Genomic DNA, 15,903 nt, shown 5'->3' on the forward strand with positions numbered 1-15,903 from the left:
TATGAGCGTTCCTCGCGAAACCATCGCAGCCGTCGCCACCGCTCAAGGTCGCGGCGGTGTAGGCATCGTGCGTATTTCCGGGCCGTTGGCCAGCGTTGCGGCCAAGGCCTTCAGCGGTCGCGAGCTCAAGCCGCGATTTGCCCACTACGGTCCGTTTTTCAGTGAAAACGACGAGGTGCTGGACCAGGGCATTGCCTTGTATTTCCCCGGCCCGAACTCGTTCACAGGCGAAGATGTGCTGGAGCTGCAAGGCCATGGCGGTCCGATTGTTCTGGATATGTTGCTCAAGCGCTGCCTGGAACTGGGTTGCCGTCTCGCCCGGCCGGGGGAATTCAGTGAGCGCGCCTTCCTCAACGACAAACTGGACCTCGCCCAGGCCGAAGCCATTGCCGACCTGATTGAAGCCAGTTCTGCCCAGGCTGCGCGAAACGCGTTGCGCTCCCTGCAAGGTGCTTTCTCGTCACGTGTGCATAACCTCACCGAGCAATTGATCGGCTTGCGCATCTATGTCGAAGCGGCCATCGATTTTCCGGAAGAGGAAATCGACTTCCTCGCCGATGGCCACGTCCTGAGCATGCTCGACAAGGTGCGCGACGAGTTATCCACCGTCATGCGCGAAGCCGGGCAGGGCGCCTTGCTGCGTGACGGTATGACCGTGGTCATTGCCGGTCGTCCGAATGCCGGTAAATCCAGCCTGCTCAATGCCCTGGCCGGGCGTGAAGCGGCGATCGTGACCGAAATTGCCGGCACCACCCGTGACGTGCTTCGCGAACATATCCACATCGATGGCATGCCGCTGCACGTCGTGGATACCGCCGGTCTGCGCGATACCGATGATCATGTGGAAAAAATCGGCGTCGAGCGTGCCTTGAAAGCTATCGGCGAAGCCGATCGGGTACTGTTGGTGGTTGATGCCACTGCACCGGAAGCCCTCGATCCTTTCGCACTCTGGCCGGAGTTTCTCGAAATCCGACCCGATCCCGCGAAAGTCACCCTGATCCGCAACAAAGCCGATCTTACGGGCGAAGCCATTGCGCTGGAGGTCAGCCAGGACGGCCATGTCACCATCAGCCTGAGCGCCAAGTCGGGTGGTGTCGGGCTGGAGCTGCTGCGTGATCACCTCAAGGCCTGCATGGGCTATGAACAAACGTCCGAAAGCAGCTTCAGCGCTCGCCGGCGACACCTTGAGGCGCTACGTCATGCCAGTGCGGCCCTCGAGCATGGCCGTGCCCAATTGACCCTGGCCGGTGCTGGCGAGTTGTTGGCCGAGGATTTGCGCCAGGCTCAGCAGTCGCTGGGTGAAATCACCGGTGCTTTCAGTTCCGATGACCTGCTGGGGCGGATTTTTTCCAGTTTCTGTATCGGTAAGTAGCCCTCCTGTTATTCACAGACAGGCCATTCGTGCCTGTCTGTTCTCTCCTTTTCTGAAAAAAACTTCCAGTGCCGAGCGGACTTCGTCTGCTTGAGCGGAATTCCTGCACCCGAATTTCGAGCGAACGGCACTTTTCTGTGGATTAAGCCCTGTGAATAACCGCGGCTAAGGTCAGTTGATAACAGGGCTCGAAAACTGGACATAACCGCCTCTGTGGATAACCACCCCTTTCATCCACAGGCTTAAACCGGTTATCCAAGGGCCTCATTGGCACATGAACACAGGGTTTTGAATCTCTGTACACATTGAAAATAAAGGGCTGTATCAATCTATCCACAGAAAGGTAGGTGCATAGAAATAAACATAAAAACAAAGATTTAATAAATTTCTTTCTTTTTAATTTCTATAACTCCGACTTTTCCACAGCTGGTTAAATTTTGTGCAAAGGGTTCTTTAGGAAGGGCGAAGTCCCTATACTTGTCGACCAGGTCCAAAAACCTGAGCTCAAACTATTCCTGAATTACCTACTTAAGCAGGCACGAGGTGCGTGGTGGATTTCCCTTCCCGTTTTGAAGTGATCGTCATCGGCGGCGGTCATGCCGGTACCGAGGCAGCACTGGCCTCAGCACGTATGGGGGTTAAAACCCTATTGCTGACGCATAACGTGGAAACCCTCGGTGCCATGAGTTGCAATCCGGCCATTGGCGGGATCGGCAAAAGCCACCTGGTCAAGGAAATCGACGCCCTCGGCGGCGCGATGGCCATGGCTACCGATAAAGGCGGTATCCAGTTTCGCGTGTTGAACAGCCGCAAAGGCCCGGCCGTGCGAGCAACCCGCGCGCAGGCAGACCGGGTTCTGTACAAGGCAGCTGTCCGCGAAATCCTGGAGAACCAGCCGAACCTGTGGATATTTCAACAGGCCGCTGACGATCTGATCGTCGAGCAGGAACAAGTCCGTGGTGTTGTCACCCAAATGGGCCTGCGTTTCTTCGCTGATTCCGTGGTGTTGACCACTGGTACGTTCCTCGGTGGACTTATCCACATCGGTTTGCAGAATTTTTCCGGCGGTCGCGCCGGTGATCCGCCATCGATCGCGCTGGCTCACCGTCTGCGTGAACTGCCATTGCGCGTGGGTCGTTTGAAAACCGGTACTCCGCCACGTATCGACGGTCGGTCTGTGGATTTCTCGGTGATGTCCGAGCAACCGGGTGATACGCCTATCCCGGTGATGTCGTTCATGGGGTCAAAAGAGCAGCATCCGAAGCAAGTCAGCTGCTGGATTACCCACACGAATGCGCGCACCCACGAAATCATTGCCGCGAACCTCGACCGTTCGCCGATGTATTCCGCTGCCGGTGAGATCGAAGGGATCGGCCCGCGTTATTGCCCGTCGATCGAAGACAAGATCCATCGCTTCGCCGACAAGGAAAGCCATCAGGTGTTTATCGAACCGGAAGGTTTGACCACCCATGAGCTGTATCCGAACGGGATATCCACAAGCTTGCCGTTCGACGTGCAATTGCAGATCGTGCAATCGATCCGCGGCATGGAAAACGCGCACATCGTGCGTCCGGGCTACGCGATCGAGTACGACTACTTCGATCCACGCGATTTGAAATACAGCCTGGAGACCAAAGTCATCGGCGGCTTGTTCTTCGCCGGGCAAATCAACGGCACAACCGGTTACGAAGAAGCCGGTGCCCAGGGTTTGCTCGCCGGGACCAACGCTGCACTGCGTGCGCAAGGCAAAGAGGCCTGGTGCCCGCGTCGCGACGAGGCCTATATCGGCGTGTTGGTCGACGACCTGATCACCCTCGGTACCCAAGAGCCGTACCGCATGTTCACTTCCCGTGCCGAGTACCGCCTGATTCTGCGCGAGGACAACGCCGACCTGCGTTTGACCGAAAAAGGTCGCGAACTGGGTCTGGTGGATGACGTGCGCTGGGCGGCTTTCTGCAAGAAACGCGAAAGCATCGAACTGGAAGAGCAGCGCCTGAAAAGTACCTGGGTACGCCCGGGTACCGAACAGGGCGATGCGATTGCCGAAAAATTCGGCACACCGCTGACTCACGAATACAACCTGCTCAATCTCTTGAGCCGTCCGGAAATCGACTACGCTGGTCTGATCGAAGTGACCGGTGGCGGGGCAGACGATCCACAGGTCGCCGAACAGGTCGAAATCAAGACCAAATACGCCGGTTACATCGATCGTCAACAGGATGAAATCGCCCGCTTGCGCGCCAGCGAAGACACCAAACTGCCTGTGGATATCGATTACACGAATATTTCCGGTCTCTCCAAGGAGATCCAGAGCAAGCTCGGCGCGACCCGTCCAGAAACCTTGGGCCAGGCCTCGCGTATACCGGGCGTTACGCCGGCAGCCATTTCGCTGTTGATGATTCATTTGAAAAAACGCGGCGCGGGCCGTCAGTTGGAGCAAAGCGCTTGAGTTCGTTGGTCACTCCGCAACACGCAGAAGAGTTATCCACAGGTGCTCGCCAGCTCGGTGTCACGCTGACAGAAACCCAGCACGCGCAGCTGCTGGGTTATCTGTCCCTGTTGATAAAATGGAACAAGGCTTACAACCTGACCGCGGTACGCGATCCGGACGAGATGGTCTCCCGCCACTTGCTCGATAGTTTGAGCGTGATGTCGTTCGTCGAAAACGGCCGGTGGCTGGACGTTGGCAGCGGCGGTGGTATGCCGGGCATTCCGTTGGCCATCCTGTTTCCAGAGTCGCAAGTGACTTGCCTGGACAGCAACGGCAAGAAAACCCGCTTCCTGACCCAGGTCAAACTCGAACTCAAACTGGATAACCTGCAAGTTATCCACAGTCGCGTCGAAGCCTTCCAGCCTGCACAGCCCTTCAACGGAATCATTTCCCGGGCGTTCAGCAGCATGGAGAACTTCAGTAACTGGACGCGCCACCTCGGCGATAGCGAAACACGCTGGCTGGCAATGAAGGGCGTTCATCCGGCCGATGAGCTGGTAGCATTGCCGGCAGACTTCCACCTCGATAGCGAACACGCCCTGGCCGTACCTGGTTGCCAAGGCCAACGCCATCTGCTGATACTGCGCCGCACGGCATGATTGGGAACACAAGCAAGAATGGCTAAGGTATTCGCGATTGCGAACCAAAAGGGTGGCGTGGGCAAAACCACCACCTGCATCAACCTCGCAGCATCCCTGGTCGCGACCAAGCGCCGGGTGCTGTTGATCGATCTTGATCCACAGGGCAACGCCACCATGGGTAGCGGTGTGGATAAACATGGCCTGGAAAACTCGGTCTACGACCTGCTGATCGGAGAATGTGATCTGGCCCAGGCCATGCACTTCTCCGAACACGGTGGTTACCAGCTGTTGCCGGCCAACCGCGATCTCACCGCGGCCGAAGTGGTGCTGCTGGAAATGCAGATGAAGGAAAGCCGTCTGCGCAGCGCGCTGGCGCCGATCCGGGAAAACTACGATTACATCCTGATCGACTGCCCGCCGTCGCTGTCGATGCTGACCTTGAACGCACTGGTTGCCGCTGACGGGGTCATTATCCCCATGCAGTGCGAGTACTTCGCACTCGAAGGCTTGAGCGACCTTGTGGATAACATCAAGCGTATCTCTGAACTGCTGAACCCGAATCTCAAGGTCGAAGGCCTGCTGCGTACGATGTACGACCCACGCCTGAGCCTGATGAACGATGTCTCGGCGCAGCTCAAGGAACACTTCGGCGAGCAGCTCTACGACACCGTCATTCCGCGCAATATCCGTCTGGCCGAAGCGCCAAGCTACGGCATGCCGGCGCTGGCGTACGACAAAGCTTCGCGAGGCGCCGTTGCCTACCTGGCATTGGCGGGCGAAATGGTTCGTCGTCAACGCAAAAACTCACGCATCGCCGCTGCTCAGGCAACTTAAGGAATCCCCATGGCCGTCAAGAAACGAGGTCTCGGACGTGGACTGGATGCTCTGTTGAGTGGTCCGACTGTCAGCTCGCTGGAAGAACAAGCGGCGCAAGCCGATCAGCGTGAGCTGCAACATCTCCCCCTGGATCTGCTCCAGCGCGGCAAGTACCAGCCGCGTCGTGACATGGATCCGCAGGCGCTCGAAGAGCTGGCGCAATCGATCAAGGCCCAGGGCGTCATGCAGCCCATCGTGGTTCGCCCGATCGGCAGCGGCCGCTTTGAAATCATTGCCGGCGAACGCCGCTGGCGCGCCAGCCAGCAGGCCGGGCAGGAAACCATCCCGGCGATGGTTCGCGATGTACCCGATGAAACCGCGATCGCCATCGCGCTGATCGAGAACATTCAGCGCGAAGACCTGAACCCGATTGAAGAAGCGGTGGCCCTGCAGCGGTTGCAGCAGGAGTTCCAGCTGACCCAGCAACAGGTGGCCGAGGCTGTGGGCAAGTCCCGGGTGACCGTGGCCAACCTGTTGCGCCTGATTTCCTTGCCGGAAGTCATCAAGACCATGTTGTCCCACGGCGACCTGGAAATGGGTCATGCCCGTGCTTTGCTCGGTTTGCCGGAAATTCAACAGGTTGAAGGGGCGCGACATGTTGTCGCACGCGGTCTGACCGTGCGCCAAACCGAGGCACTGGTTCGCCAGTGGTTGAGTGGTAAACCGGAGCCTGTGGAAGCGGCAAAACCGGACCCGGATATCGCCCGTCTCGAACAGCGCCTGGCCGAGCGCCTAGGCTCTGCGGTGCAGATCCGCCACGGTAAGAAGGGTAAAGGGCAGTTGGTGATTGGCTACAACTCACTGGATGAGCTTCAAGGCGTACTTGCACATATCCGCTGAAACATTTCCTCATGTAGCGCGCAGTCGGAAATCACTACCTGGCAGTTGAATAGGGGCAGAACCGCCCCTATACTCTGCGCGCATTTTGTCGGCACAAATTATGCCAAGTTATTGAATTTCGGCAGCCGACCATTGGGGAGTAAAAGTGATGGAAACCCGCACGCCAAACCGCCTGCCCTTCCATCGCCTGGCAGTTTTTCCGGTGTTAATGGCTCAATTTGTCGTGTTGCTGATCGCCGCTTTGGCGCTCTGGTACCGATATGGAGTCGTTGCCGGGTACTCGGGACTCTGCGGAGGCCTGATAGCCTTGCTACCCAATATTTATTTCGCTCACAGGGCATTTCGGTTTTCCGGCGCCCGAGCAGCCCAGTCCATCGTCCGGTCTTTTTATGCCGGCGAGGCAGGCAAACTGATTTTGACGGCAGTGCTGTTTGCACTGGTGTTTGCAGGTGTGAAGCCACTGGCGCCGATTGCAGTATTCGGTGCCTTCGTGCTGACTCAGTCGGTCAGCTGGTTCGCTCCCCTGCTGATGAGAACAAGACTTTCGAGACCTTAGGGCGTTTGAGGCAACCATGGCAGAAACAACCGCTTCGGGCTATATCCAGCACCACTTGCAGAACCTGACCTTCGGTCAGCACCCTACCGGCGGCTGGGGCTTTGCCCACACCGCAGCAGAAGCCAAAGAAATGGGTTTCTGGGCTTTCCACGTCGATACTCTCGGCTGGTCGGTCGCATTGGGTCTGATCTTCGTTCTTCTTTTCCGCATGGCGGCCAAGAAAGCGACTTCCGGTCAGCCTGGTGCTTTGCAGAACTTCGTTGAAGTATTGGTCGAATTCGTCGATGGCAGCGTGAAAGACAGCTTCCATGGCCGTAGCCCGGTGATTGCACCGCTGGCACTGACCATCTTCGTCTGGGTGTTCCTGATGAACGCCGTCGACCTGGTACCGGTCGACTGGATTCCTCAGCTGGCCATCCTGATCTCCGGCGATGCACACATCCCGTTCCGCGCCGTGTCGACCACCGACCCGAACGCGACTCTGGCCATGGCCTTCACGGTGTTCGCGCTGATCATTTTCTACAGCATCAAGATCAAGGGCCTCGGCGGCTTCATCGGCGAGCTGACCCTGCACCCGTTCGGCAGCAAGAACATCTTCGTTCAGGCGCTGCTGATCCCGGTGAACTTCCTGCTGGAATTCGTGACCCTGATCGCCAAGCCGATCTCCCTGGCTCTGCGTCTGTTCGGCAACATGTACGCCGGCGAGCTGGTCTTCATTCTGATTGCTGTGATGTTCGGCAGCGGTCTGCTCTGGCTTAGTGGCCTGGGCGTTGTTCTGCAGTGGGCGTGGGCTGTGTTCCACATCCTGATCATCACCCTGCAGGCGTTCATCTTCATGATGTTGACCATCGTCTACCTGTCGATGGCGCACGAAGAAAACCATTAAGGCCAGTCTCGACTAGTCTGATGTCCTTCCCGGTAAAACGGGAAGGTGCTCCTTACGGGGCATCTGAAACGATTTGTTTTACCGCTTTAATCTAAAAAACCTAAACCATACGACGTAAAAGTCGGGAGGAAAGATGGAAACTGTAGTTGGTCTAACCGCTATCGCTGTTGCACTGTTGATCGGCCTGGGCGCACTGGGTACCGCAATTGGTTTCGGCCTGCTGGGCGGCAAGTTCCTGGAAGGCGCAGCGCGTCAGCCAGAAATGGTTCCAATGCTGCAAGTTAAAATGTTCATCGTTGCCGGTCTGCTCGACGCCGTAACCATGATCGGTGTTGGTATCGCTCTGTTCTTCACCTTTGCGAACCCGTTCGTTGGTCAAATCGCTGGCTAATTACTCGGATCTTCCGGGTAATTTGGTGTGATGGACAACGTAACTGCGAGGTGTTGGCGTGAACATTAATGCGACCCTGATTGGCCAGTCCGTTGCGTTCCTGATTTTTGTACTGTTCTGCATGAAGTTCGTATGGCCTCCGGTCATTGCGGCACTGCACGAACGTCAAAAGAAGATCGCTGATGGTCTGGACGCTGCCAGCCGTGCAGCTCGCGACCTGGAGTTGGCCCAAGAAAAAGCGGGTCACCAACTGCGCGAAGCGAAAGCTCAGGCAGCTGAAATCATCGAGCAAGCCAAGAAACGCGGTAACCAGATTGTCGAAGAGGCTGTTGAAAAGGCCCGTGTCGACGCTGACCGTGTGAAGGTTCAGGCTCAGGCCGAGATCGAACAGGAACTGAACAGTGTCAAAGACGCGCTGCGTGCCCAAGTGGGCTTGCTGGCAGTCGGCGGCGCCGAGAAGATCCTGGGTGCCACAATCGATCAAAACGCGCACGCAGAGCTGGTTAACCAACTGGCTGCTGAAATCTAAGCGAGGGCGATCATGGCAGAACTGACCACGTTGGCCCGACCTTACGCTAAGGCGGCCTTCGAGCACGCTCAGGCCCACCAGCAACTGGCCAATTGGTCAGCCATGCTCGGCCTGGCTGCAGCGGTGTCGGAAGACGACACCATGCAGCGCGTGCTCAAGGCCCCGCGACTGACGAGCGCAGAAAAGGCCGCCACGTTTATTGACGTGTGCGGCGACAAGTTTGATGCCAAGGCACAGAACTTCATCCACGTCGTTGCCGAAAACGACCGTCTCCCGCTGTTGCCGGAGATCGCCGCTCTGTTCGACCTGTACAAGGCCGAACAAGAGAAATCGGTAGACGTTGAAGTCACCAGTGCTTTCGCATTGAACCAAGAACAGCAAGACAAACTCGCCAAGGTTCTCAGTGCACGACTCAACCGGGAAGTGCGCCTGCAAGTTGCGGAGGACGCTGCCCTTATTGGTGGTGTCGTCATCCGCGCCGGCGACCTGGTTATCGATGGCTCGATTCGCGGCAAAATCGCGAAACTTGCCGAAGCATTGAAATCTTGAGTTTGAAGGGGCAGCAGAGCAATGCAGCAACTCAATCCTTCCGAAATAAGTGAAATTATCAAGGGCCGCATCGACAAGCTCGATGTGACCTCCCAAGCCCGTAACGAAGGCACTGTCGTCAGCGTATCTGACGGTATCGTGCGGATTCACGGTCTGGCCGACGTAATGTACGGCGAGATGATCGAGTTTCCGGGCGGCGTCTTCGGTATGGCCCTCAACCTGGAGCAAGACTCCGTAGGTGCCGTTGTATTGGGCGCATACCAGTCTCTGGCTGAAGGCATGAGCGCCAAGTGCACTGGCCGCATCCTGGAAGTTCCGGTTGGTAAGGAACTGCTGGGTCGCGTAGTCGACGCACTGGGTAACCCTGTTGACGGCAAAGGTCCACTGGGCAACACCGAGACCGACGCGGTCGAGAAAGTTGCTCCAGGCGTGATCTGGCGTAAGTCGGTAGACCAGCCTGTACAGACTGGCTACAAGGCTGTCGATGCCATGATCCCTGTCGGCCGTGGCCAGCGTGAGCTGATCATCGGTGACCGTCAGATCGGTAAAACCGCTCTGGCGATCGACGCGATCATCAACCAGAAGAACAGCGGCATTTTCTGCGTCTACGTAGCAATCGGTCAGAAACAATCGACCATCGCCAACGTGGTTCGCAAGCTGGAAGAAAACGGCGCCCTGGCCAACACGATCATCGTGGCTGCCAGTGCTTCGGAATCTCCTGCGCTGCAATTCCTGGCACCGTACTCCGGTTGCACCATGGGTGAATTCTTCCGCGACCGCGGTGAAGACGCGCTGATCGTTTATGACGATCTGTCCAAGCAAGCAGTGGCTTACCGCCAGATTTCCCTGCTGCTGCGCCGTCCACCAGGCCGTGAAGCTTACCCAGGCGACGTGTTCTATCTCCACTCCCGTCTGCTGGAGCGCGCATCCCGCGTTTCGGAAGAATACGTAGAGAAGTTCACCAACGGCGCAGTGACCGGCAAAACCGGTTCCCTGACCGCACTGCCGATCATCGAAACCCAGGCTGGCGACGTTTCCGCGTTCGTTCCGACCAACGTGATTTCCATCACCGACGGTCAGATCTTCCTGGAATCGGCCATGTTCAACTCGGGCATCCGTCCTGCAGTGAACGCCGGTGTTTCGGTATCCCGTGTGGGTGGTGCCGCTCAGACCAAGATCATCAAGAAGCTGTCCGGTGGTATCCGTACCGCTCTGGCTCAGTACCGTGAACTGGCGGCATTCGCCCAGTTCGCTTCTGACCTGGACGAAGCGACCCGTAAGCAACTTGAGCATGGTCAGCGCGTTACCGAGCTGATGAAGCAGAAGCAATACGCACCAATGTCGATCGCTGACATGGCGCTGTCGCTGTATGCCGCTGAGCGTGGGTTCCTGACTGACGTTGAAATCGCCAAGATCGGCAGCTTCGAGCAAGCGCTGATTGCTTTCTTCAACCGCGATCACGCCGATTTGATGGCGAAGATCAACGTGAAAGGTGACTTCAATGACGAAATCGACGCTGGCATGAAAGCCGGTATCGAGAAGTTCAAGGCCACCCAAACCTGGTAAGCCGCAGCGGGAGCCGCAAGGCTCCCGCTTGCTAACCTGATAGGTGTTACATGGCAGGCGCAAAAGAGATTCGCAGTAAGATTGCGAGCATCAAAAGCACGCAAAAGATTACCAGCGCCATGGAAAAAGTGGCGGTCAGCAAAATGCGCAAGGCACAAATGCGCATGGCTGCTAGCCGTCCTTATGCGGAGCGTATCCGCCAGGTAATTGGGCATCTGGCCAACGCCAACCCGGAATACCGCCACCCGTTCATGATCGACCGCGAAATCAAGCGTGTTGGTTATGTCGTAGTGAGCAGTGACCGTGGTCTGTGCGGCGGCTTGAACACCAACCTGTTCAAGGCCCTGGTCAAGGACATGGCGGTAAACCGCGAAAACGGCGTCGAGATCGATCTGTGTGTCGTTGGTAGCAAGGGTGCGGCCTTTTTCCGCAACTTCGGCGGTAACGTCGTTGCAGCTATCAGCCACCTGGGTGAAGAGCCGTCGATCAATGATCTGATCGGCAGCGTCAAGGTGATGCTGGATGCCTACCTGGACGGCCGTATTGACCGCCTGTCCGTGGTGTCCAACAAGTTCATCAACACCATGACGCAACAGCCTACCGTGGAGCAGTTGATTCCACTGGTGGCAACCCCGGATCAAGACCTCAAGCACCACTGGGACTATCTCTACGAACCGGATGCCAAGGAGCTGCTCGACGGCTTGATGGTCCGTTACGTGGAGTCGCAGGTCTACCAGGCGGTGGTCGAGAACAACGCGGCTGAACAAGCTGCGCGGATGATCGCGATGAAGAACGCTACCGACAACGCCGGTGATTTGATCAGCGATTTGCAGCTGGTCTACAACAAGGCGCGTCAGGCTGCGATCACCCAAGAGATCTCGGAAATCGTCGGCGGCGCTGCCGCGGTTTAACGGTTCAAATATTCAGAGGATCCAGCTATGAGTAGCGGACGTATCGTTCAAATCATCGGCGCCGTTATCGACGTGGAATTTCCACGCGACAGCGTACCGAGCATCTACAACGCGCTGACAGTACAAAGCGCGGCCGGGACCACTCTGGAAGTTCAGCAGCAGCTGGGCGACGGCGTGGTTCGTACCATTGCGATGGGTTCCACCGAAGGCCTGAAGCGCGGTCTGGAAGTTACCGACTCTGGCGCAGCCATCTCCGTACCGGTCGGTAAAGCGACTCTGGGCCGGATCATGGACGTTCTGGGCAACCCGATCGACGAAGCTGGCCCTATCGCCACTGAAGAGCGTTGGGGCATTCACCGTCCAGCGCCTTCGTTCGCTGAACAAGCAGGCGGCAACGACCTGCTGGAAACCGGCATCAAGGTTATCGACCTAGTTTGCCCGTTCGCCAAAGGCGGTAAAGTCGGTCTGTTCGGTGGTGCCGGTGTAGGCAAAACCGTAAACATGATGGAACTGATCCGTAACATCGCCATCGAGCACAGCGGTTATTCCGTGTTCGCCGGTGTGGGTGAGCGTACTCGTGAGGGTAACGACTTCTACCACGAGATGAAGGACTCCAACGTTCTGGACAAAGTGGCACTGGTTTACGGTCAGATGAACGAGCCGCCGGGTAACCGTCTGCGCGTAGCACTGACCGGCCTGACCATGGCCGAGAAGTTCCGTGACGAAGGTAACGACGTTCTGCTGTTCGTCGACAACATCTATCGTTACACCCTGGCCGGTACTGAAGTATCCGCACTGCTGGGCCGTATGCCTTCGGCAGTAGGTTACCAGCCGACCCTGGCTGAAGAGATGGGCGTTCTGCAAGAACGTATCACTTCGACCAAGGAAGGTTCGATCACTTCGATCCAAGCGGTATACGTACCTGCGGATGACTTGACCGACCCATCGCCAGCGACCACCTTCGCCCACTTGGACGCTACCGTCGTTCTGTCCCGTGACATCGCTTCCCTGGGTATCTACCCAGCGGTCGATCCACTCGACTCGACTTCGCGCCAGCTGGACCCGAACGTAATCGGCCAGGACCACTACGACACCGCTCGCGGCGTTCAGTACGTTCTGCAGCGTTACAAAGAACTGAAGGACATCATTGCGATCCTGGGTATGGACGAGCTGTCGGAAGCCGACAAGCAGTTGGTAAACCGTGCTCGTAAGATCCAGCGCTTCTTGTCGCAGCCGTTCTTCGTGGCTGAAGTCTTCACCGGTGCATCGGGTAAATACGTTTCCCTGAAAGACACCATTGCTGGCTTCAAAGGCATCCTCAACGGTGACTACGACCACCTGCCAGAACAAGCGTTCTACATGGTTGGCGGCATCGAAGAAGCGATCGAGAAAGCCAAGAAACTGTAATCCCGGCGCCCGGCAACGGGCGCTAATTTAGGTTGAGGCAATCAGATGGCTATGACAGTCCATTGCGATATCGTCAGCGCGGAAGGAGAAATCTTTTCCGGTCTGGTCGAGATGGTGATTGCGCACGGTGCACTGGGTGATCTTGGTATCGCTCTGGGTCACGCGCCGCTGATCACTAATCTGAAGCCAGGTCCGATCCGCCTGGTCAAGCAGGGCGGGGAAGAGGAGGTGTATTACATCTCCGGTGGTTTCCTCGAGGTTCAGCCGAACATGGTCAAGGTTCTTGCCGACACCGTGCAACGTGCTGCCGACCTGGATGAAGCCTCCGCTCAGGAAGCCGTTAAGGCAGCCGAGAAGGCCTTGCATGAACGTGGCGCAGAATTCGATTACGGTTCTGCTGCCGCACGTCTGGCCGAGGCTGCAGCTCAGCTGCGCACCGTCCAGCAGATCCGCAAGAAGTTCGGCCACTAAGGCTGCACTTGTTGTGTGATTGATTAAAAAGGGTAGCCTCGGCTACCCTTTTTTCTTTTCCGATTTTTACAACCCGGTCGCAGCCGCTGACCACCCAGGATTGGTAGCCAGTCATGTCTCTTGAAATCGTTATTCTCGCTGCTGGCCAAGGCACGCGTATGCGTTCTGCTTTGCCGAAAGTTTTGCACCCGATTGCCGGCAACTCCATGCTCGGCCATGTTATCCACAGCGCCCGGCAACTTGATCCACAGCGCATTCACGTCGTGATCGGTCATGGTGCCGATGCGGTGCGCGAACGCCTGGCGGCGGATGACCTGAACTTCGTCCTGCAGGACAAACAATTGGGTACCGGCCACGCCGTTGCTCAAGCCGTGCCGTTCATTCAGTCCGACACCGTGCTGGTGCTCTACGGTGATGTGCCGTTGATTGAGGTCGAAACACTGCAGCGCCTGCTCAAGCAGGTGGGTCCAGAGCAATTGGGACTGCTGACCGTCGAACTGGACGATCCGACCGGTTACGGCCGCATCGTTCGTGATGGCGCTGGCAAGGTTGCCGCCATTGTCGAGCAGAAAGATGCCGATGAAGCCCAACGCCAGATCACCGAAGGCAATACCGGCATTCTGGCGCTGCCTTTTGCCCGGCTCGGCGACTGGATGAGCCGTCTCTCCAACAACAACGCCCAGGGCGAGTACTACCTGACCGACATCATTGCCATGGCAGTGAGCGATGGTCTGGTTGTGGCCACCGAGCAACCGCACGACGCCATGGAAGTGCAGGGCGCGAATGACCGCAAGCAGCTTTCCGAACTTGAACGGCATTATCAATTGCGCGCCGGTCGTCGTTTGATGGCTCAAGGTGTGACGCTGCGCGACCCGGCTCGTTTTGATGTTCGTGGCGAAGTGACGGTCGGGCGTGACGTGCTGATCGACATCAACGTGATCCTTGAAGGCAAGGTGGTCATTGAAGATGACGTGGTGATCGGCCCGAACTGCGTGATCAAGGACAGCACCCTGCGCAAAGGCGTGGTCATCAAGGCCAACAGTCATATCGAAGGTGCCATTCTGGGTGAAGGCAGCGATGCCGGCCCGTTTGCGCGTCTGCGTCCAGGTACCGTGCTGGAAGCCCGGGCGCATGTGGGTAACTTCGTCGAGTTGAAAAATGCTCACCTGGGCGAAGGTGCCAAGGCCGGTCATCTGACTTACCTGGGCGATGCCGAAGTCGGGGCGCGCACCAACATTGGTGCCGGCACCATCACTTGCAACTACGACGGCGCCAACAAGTGGAAAACCGTGTTGGGCGAAGATGTGTTCATTGGTTCCAACAACTCGTTGGTAGCGCCTGTGGATATCCTGGCCGGTGCGACCACGGCGGCTGGCTCGACCATTACTTCGACTGTGGATAAATCCCAGTTGGCCATCGGGCGTGCTCGTCAGAAGAACATCGACGGCTGGAAGCGGCCGGAGAAGATCAAGAAGGGCTGAGTTATCCACAACTCCCTTGTAGGAGCGAGCTTGCTCGCGATGGACGTCAATGATGACGAGGTCAGTCTGAATAAAAGCAGCGCCCTTAAGTCCATCGCGAGCGAGCTCGCTCCTACACAGGGTTATCCACAGCTCTTTTTATCGCATGGTGCTTGACGAAGTTTCGCTGATAGGTTTTGATTGCTTCCGCTATCTTTCGAAACGAAACTTACCAGCTCATGTCAAAGCGCAACACACCTCAGCGTCGTCACAACATCCTCGCCTTGCTCAATCAGCAGGGCGAAGTCAGTGTGGATGAGTTGGCCAAGCGCTTCGAAACGTCGGAAGTTACGATTCGCAAGGATCTGGCGGCACTTGAAAGCAATGGCCTGTTGCTGCGTCGTTACGGCGGGGCGATCACCCTGCCTCAGGAACTGGTGGCCGACATTGGTCAGCCGGTTTCCAAATACAAACAAGCCATCGCCCGCGCCGCCGTCGCGCGAATTCGCGAGCATGCGCGCATCATTATCGACAGTGGCAGTACCACCGCTTCCATGATCCCGGAACTCGGACAGCAACCCGGTCTGGTGGTGATGACCAACTCGCTGCATGTCGCCAATGCCCTGAGCGAACTTGAGCACGAACCGGTGCTGTTGATGACCGGTGGCACCTGGGACCCGCATTCCGAGTCCTTTCAGGGGCAGGTTGCCGAGCAGGTACTGCGCTCCTACGACTTCGACCAGCTGTTTATCGGCGCTGATGGCATCGATCTGGTTCGCGGTACAACCACCTTCAACGAACTGCTCGGGCTGAGCCGGGTCATGGCTGAAGTCGCCCGCGAAGTAGTCGTGATGGTGGAGGCCGACAAGATCGGCCGCAAGATTCCAAACCTGGAGCTGCCATGGAGCAGTGTCCATACCATTATTACCGATGAACGCCTGCCCCTTGAGGCTCGCGATCAGATTCAGGCCCGCGGCATCACTTTGATTTGCGCGGCTGTCAGTCAGGAGAAATAGC

General features: G+C 57.2%; 16 protein-coding genes. All 16 read left to right on the forward strand.

Annotated elements, in window-relative coordinates:
• Position 1: 1 nt before the first annotated feature.
• The 16 genes from mnmE (at position 2) to AC1RP7_RS03815 (ending at position 15,902) form a co-directional block, all read left to right on the forward strand.
• Positions 2-1,372, forward strand: coding sequence for a tRNA uridine-5-carboxymethylaminomethyl(34) synthesis GTPase MnmE (mnmE, locus tag AC1RP7_RS03740; RefSeq protein WP_090452271.1), 1,371 nt, complete (start codon positions 2-4; stop codon positions 1,370-1,372).
• Positions 1,373-1,922: 550 nt separating this feature from the next.
• A complete protein-coding gene (gene mnmG / locus AC1RP7_RS03745) occupies positions 1,923-3,821 on the forward strand; it encodes a tRNA uridine-5-carboxymethylaminomethyl(34) synthesis enzyme MnmG (RefSeq protein WP_090452269.1) in 1,899 nt (632 codons plus the stop codon).
• Positions 3,818-4,462 carry a 16S rRNA (guanine(527)-N(7))-methyltransferase RsmG gene (gene rsmG / locus AC1RP7_RS03750; RefSeq protein ID WP_057712659.1) on the forward strand — a complete coding sequence of 215 codons (645 nt, stop codon included), beginning with the start codon at positions 3,818-3,820 and terminating at the stop codon, positions 4,460-4,462. Before mnmG ends, rsmG begins: the two co-directional genes overlap by 4 nt.
• Before the next feature lie 18 nt (positions 4,463-4,480).
• The gene (locus AC1RP7_RS03755) at positions 4,481-5,278 is read left to right on the forward strand and encodes a ParA family protein (RefSeq protein ID WP_046038783.1); all 798 of its coding nucleotides are present in this window, start codon (positions 4,481-4,483) and stop codon (positions 5,276-5,278) included.
• Between the two features lie 9 nt (positions 5,279-5,287).
• The gene (locus AC1RP7_RS03760; RefSeq protein ID WP_057712660.1) at positions 5,288-6,160 is read left to right on the forward strand and encodes a ParB/RepB/Spo0J family partition protein; all 873 of its coding nucleotides are present in this window, start codon (positions 5,288-5,290) and stop codon (positions 6,158-6,160) included.
• A gap of 148 nt (positions 6,161-6,308) precedes the next feature.
• A complete protein-coding gene (locus AC1RP7_RS03765) occupies positions 6,309-6,716 on the forward strand; it encodes a F0F1 ATP synthase subunit I (protein WP_057712661.1) in 408 nt (135 codons plus the stop codon).
• A 16-nt stretch (positions 6,717-6,732) separates the two neighbouring features.
• Entirely contained in the window at positions 6,733-7,602 is an 870-nt protein-coding gene (gene atpB / locus AC1RP7_RS03770; protein ID WP_057712662.1) for a F0F1 ATP synthase subunit A, read from the forward strand.
• A 133-nt stretch (positions 7,603-7,735) separates the two neighbouring features.
• Complete coding sequence (atpE, locus tag AC1RP7_RS03775) at positions 7,736-7,993, forward strand: F0F1 ATP synthase subunit C (RefSeq protein ID WP_003097235.1); 258 nt, start codon at positions 7,736-7,738, stop codon at positions 7,991-7,993.
• Positions 7,994-8,051: 58 nt separating this feature from the next.
• Positions 8,052-8,522 carry a F0F1 ATP synthase subunit B gene (locus tag AC1RP7_RS03780; protein ID WP_008045681.1) on the forward strand — a complete coding sequence of 157 codons (471 nt, stop codon included), beginning with the start codon at positions 8,052-8,054 and terminating at the stop codon, positions 8,520-8,522.
• Between the two features lie 12 nt (positions 8,523-8,534).
• Positions 8,535-9,071 carry a F0F1 ATP synthase subunit delta gene (locus AC1RP7_RS03785; protein ID WP_008045680.1) on the forward strand — a complete coding sequence of 179 codons (537 nt, stop codon included), beginning with the start codon at positions 8,535-8,537 and terminating at the stop codon, positions 9,069-9,071.
• Between the two features lie 21 nt (positions 9,072-9,092).
• Positions 9,093-10,637, forward strand: coding sequence for a F0F1 ATP synthase subunit alpha (gene atpA, locus AC1RP7_RS03790; protein WP_030132553.1), 1,545 nt, complete (start codon positions 9,093-9,095; stop codon positions 10,635-10,637).
• 50 nt (positions 10,638-10,687) lie between these two features.
• Positions 10,688-11,548, forward strand: a complete 861-nt coding sequence (atpG, locus tag AC1RP7_RS03795) for a F0F1 ATP synthase subunit gamma (protein ID WP_008045673.1) — start codon at positions 10,688-10,690, stop codon at positions 11,546-11,548.
• A gap of 27 nt (positions 11,549-11,575) precedes the next feature.
• The gene (atpD, locus tag AC1RP7_RS03800; protein ID WP_008002330.1) at positions 11,576-12,955 is read left to right on the forward strand and encodes a F0F1 ATP synthase subunit beta; all 1,380 of its coding nucleotides are present in this window, start codon (positions 11,576-11,578) and stop codon (positions 12,953-12,955) included.
• 45 nt (positions 12,956-13,000) lie between these two features.
• A complete protein-coding gene (locus AC1RP7_RS03805) occupies positions 13,001-13,426 on the forward strand; it encodes a F0F1 ATP synthase subunit epsilon (protein ID WP_007969909.1) in 426 nt (141 codons plus the stop codon).
• A gap of 113 nt (positions 13,427-13,539) precedes the next feature.
• On the forward strand, positions 13,540-14,907 hold the full coding sequence (glmU, locus tag AC1RP7_RS03810; RefSeq protein ID WP_493181443.1) for a bifunctional UDP-N-acetylglucosamine diphosphorylase/glucosamine-1-phosphate N-acetyltransferase GlmU: 1,368 nt from the start codon (positions 13,540-13,542) through the stop codon (positions 14,905-14,907).
• A gap of 218 nt (positions 14,908-15,125) precedes the next feature.
• On the forward strand, positions 15,126-15,902 hold the full coding sequence (locus tag AC1RP7_RS03815) for a DeoR family transcriptional regulator (RefSeq protein WP_057712664.1): 777 nt from the start codon (positions 15,126-15,128) through the stop codon (positions 15,900-15,902).
• The last annotated feature ends 1 nt before the right edge of the window (position 15,903 follow it).

The sequence above is a fragment of the Pseudomonas sp. GW822-FHT01E03 genome (genome assembly GCF_058802985.1).